A 2,991-nucleotide genomic window follows, 5' to 3' on the forward strand; every position below is an offset into this window, starting at 1 on the left:
TGGTAGTGTGGGGTTTCCCCATGTGAGAGTAGGTCATCGTCAAGATTCATTTCGCAAAACCCCTATCTGCGCATGCAGGTAGGGGTTTTGTCTTTCTGCCTGGCGTAAGCCACCGCGTCGCTTGCTTCGCAGGGAAACCCGCTCTTGCAAGCTATTGCCCGCAGCCCTTTTCCTATGCAAGCCAACGACCCATAGCTATCATGCCAGCCTTATTCCAAGTCGAGACTGGCATGCTGAAGTTGTTAAATCTCCTCAAGGATGGCCGGTTCCATTCCGGAGAAGCCTTGGGCGCAGCCCTCGGGGTGAGTCGCAGCGCCGTTTGGAAGCAGCTGCAACACCTGGAAGGTGAGCTGAACCTCACCATTCATAAAGTCCGTGGGCGTGGTTACCAGTTGGCCGCGCCGCTGAGCTTGCTTGATGCGCAGACGATCGCTGACTTCAGCGAAGGCGAGTCTTGGCCTGTTGTCATCCACGAAACCATCGACTCGACCAACGCCGAAGGGCTGCGCCTTGCCAGTGAAGGGCAATCGGCGCCGTTTTTGGTTCTGGCGGAGCGTCAGAGTGCCGGGCGTGGTCGCCGCGGTCGCATGTGGATCAGTCCATTTGCCGAAAACCTCTATTACAGCCTGGTCCTGCGTGTCGACGGCGGCATGCGCCAGCTTGAGGGGCTCAGCCTTGTGGTTGGTCTGGCTGTGATGCGCACGCTGCAGGCACTTGGCGTAAAGGACGTGGGGTTGAAGTGGCCCAACGATGTCCTGGTTCGTGGGCAAAAAATCACCGGCATCCTCCTTGAGCTTGTGGGCGACCCTGCAGACGTCTGCCATGTCGTGCTTGGCATTGGTATCAATGTGAATATGCAGGTCAATGAGCAGGTCGATCAGCAATGGACGTCGATGCGACGTGAGACGGGCGCGACAATAGATCGCAATCGTCTGGTGGCCATGCTCAGCCAGCAGCTGCAACATGAATTGGCCCGCCACCGGCGCTACGGTTTCGCGGCGTTCCAGGAAGAGTGGGAGCAGGCGCATCTCTGGCAGGGGCGCAATGTATCGCTGATCGCAGGTAACACCCGCATCGATGGTACCGTGCTGGGTGTGGACGGGCAGGGCGGATTGCGCCTTGAGGTCGACGGTGTTGAAAAGAGCTTCAGTGGTGGTGAGCTCAGTTTGAGGTTGCGTGATGATTCTTGAGCTCGATTGCGGTAACAGCTTCATCAAGTGGCGTGTCATTCACGCCGCCGATGCCACCATTGTGGGTGGCGGGATTGTCGATTCCGACCAGGCGCTGGTAGACGAAGTCTCGGCTCTGGTGTCTTTGCGGCTAACGGGTTGCCGAATTGTCAGCGTGCGCAGCGAGGAAGAAACCGCTGCCCTCTGTGCGCTGATCGCCAAGGCTTTTGCCGTCACTGCCCGGGTTGCAGAGCCGGCGCAGGAAATGGCTGGAGTACGCAATGGTTATGACGATCACCAGCGCCTGGGCATGGACCGCTGGCTTGCAGTGTTGGGTGCCTTCCATCTTGCCAAGGGGGCATGCCTGGTCATTGACCTGGGCACTGCAGCCAAGGCCGATTTCGTTTCCGCAGACGGCGAACACCTGGGTGGCTACATCTGCCCAGGCATGCCCTTGATGCGCAGCCAGTTGCGGACGCATACCCGCCGTATTCGCTATGACGACGCATCGGCCGAGCGTGCCTTGAGCAGCCTTTCGCCAGGGCGCTCCACGGTAGAGGCGGTAGAGCGCGGTTGCGTATTGATGCTGCAGGGTTTTGCTCGCATCCAGCTTGAGCAGGCGCGGGCCCTGTGGGGCGACGATTTCACCGTATTCCTGACGGGTGGGGATGCGCCGCTGGTGCGAGAAGCGGCGCCACAGGGCAGGGTAGTCCCCGACCTGGTATTCGTCGGCCTGGCAATGGCCTGCCCACTGGACTGAGGTGCTTATGCGTTGGTTGTTTCTGTTGCTGCTGGTGCTCAATGTCTTCTATTACGTCTGGCACCAGCAGGAAGCTCCGCTGAAGGCAAAGGACGTCGCTCCGTTATCGCTGTACAAAGGTAACCAGCAAGAAATCCGCCTGCTCAAGGAAACAGGGGCATCGGCACCGGCTCGGCGTCGTGACGAATGCTTGGTAGTGGGCGGCCTGACCGCTCTCGAGCAGCTCGACGCGCTGCGCCAGCGCTTGTTGAGCCTGGATATCGATGCTGCACCGGTATCCGGTCAGCTGCCGGGGGCTGAAGGTCTCTGGCTGAAGATTTCCCCGGAAAGCGAGCGTTTGCTGGACCAAAACGTCCTTGAGACTCTTTCCAACGATTTCAAAGACTTAAAACATAAAATTATTTTCTGCCAGGGTATTGCAACTGGCGAATAGCTTGATAGAATGGCGCCCGCTTCACAGGGAACACCACTCAGGTGGCAGTACTGGAAGCGGGTGTCAAAGCAGCTAAGTTTCAGATTTGATTGAAAAAATTTGAAAAAAAGCTTGACACTGGGACGGCAGACAAATAGAATGCCGGCCACATCTGGAGGGATTCCCGAGCGGTCAAAGGGGACGGACTGTAAATCCGTTGCGAGAGCTTCGAAGGTTCGAATCCTTCTCCCTCCACCAGTTTTAGCGAGAGCCGCAAGCTCCGCGGGTATAGTTTAGTGGTAGAACCTCAGCCTTCCAAGCTGATGATGCGGGTTCGATTCCCGCTACCCGCTCCAAGTTTGCAGGATTTTGCGCAAAGTGTTTCGCTCTTGTAGCTCAGTTGGTAGAGCACACCCTTGGTAAGGGTGAGGTCAGCGGTTCAAGTCCGCTCAAGAGCTCCATATAAACAAGGCAGATATGAAAATATCTGCCTTTGTTTTATCAGCGTAAGACTATTTTCTTCTGCGGAGGATTGTATCGATGGCTAAGGAAAAGTTTGATCGTTCCCTTCCCCACGTTAACGTCGGCACTATCGGCCACGTTGACCACGGTAAGACCACTCTGACCGCAGCTCTGACTCGCGTCTGCTC

General features: G+C 57.1%; 4 protein-coding genes and 3 tRNA genes. All 7 read left to right on the forward strand.

Features of this window, described 5'->3' with window-relative positions; genetic code table 11:
- Positions 1–230: 230 nt before the first annotated feature.
- A complete protein-coding gene (birA, locus tag ACIPW4_RS27175) occupies positions 231–1,190 on the forward strand; it encodes a bifunctional biotin--[acetyl-CoA-carboxylase] ligase/biotin operon repressor BirA (protein WP_400663737.1) in 960 nt (319 codons plus the stop codon).
- Positions 1,180–1,929 (forward strand): pantothenate kinase, encoded by a 750-nt coding sequence (locus ACIPW4_RS27180; RefSeq protein ID WP_400663740.1) that lies wholly within the window; start codon positions 1,180–1,182, stop codon positions 1,927–1,929. Before birA ends, ACIPW4_RS27180 begins: the two co-directional genes overlap by 11 nt.
- A gap of 7 nt (positions 1,930–1,936) precedes the next feature.
- Positions 1,937–2,362, forward strand: a complete 426-nt coding sequence (locus tag ACIPW4_RS27185) for a hypothetical protein (protein ID WP_400663742.1) — start codon at positions 1,937–1,939, stop codon at positions 2,360–2,362.
- 153 nt (positions 2,363–2,515) lie between these two features.
- Positions 2,516–2,599 (forward strand) — tRNA-Tyr (locus tag ACIPW4_RS27190).
- 24 nt (positions 2,600–2,623) lie between these two features.
- Positions 2,624–2,697: transfer RNA gene (locus ACIPW4_RS27195), tRNA-Gly, on the forward strand.
- Positions 2,698–2,726: 29 nt separating this feature from the next.
- Positions 2,727–2,802: transfer RNA gene (locus ACIPW4_RS27200), tRNA-Thr, on the forward strand.
- 79 nt (positions 2,803–2,881) lie between these two features.
- A partial coding sequence (locus ACIPW4_RS27205) for a GTP-binding protein (RefSeq protein WP_132579187.1) occupies positions 2,882–2,991 on the forward strand: 110 nt, incomplete at its 3' end.

Origin of the sequence: Pseudomonas sp. NPDC089996 (assembly GCF_044748405.1) — a bacterium.
Classification (GTDB): Bacteria; Pseudomonadota; Gammaproteobacteria; order Pseudomonadales; family Pseudomonadaceae; genus Aquipseudomonas.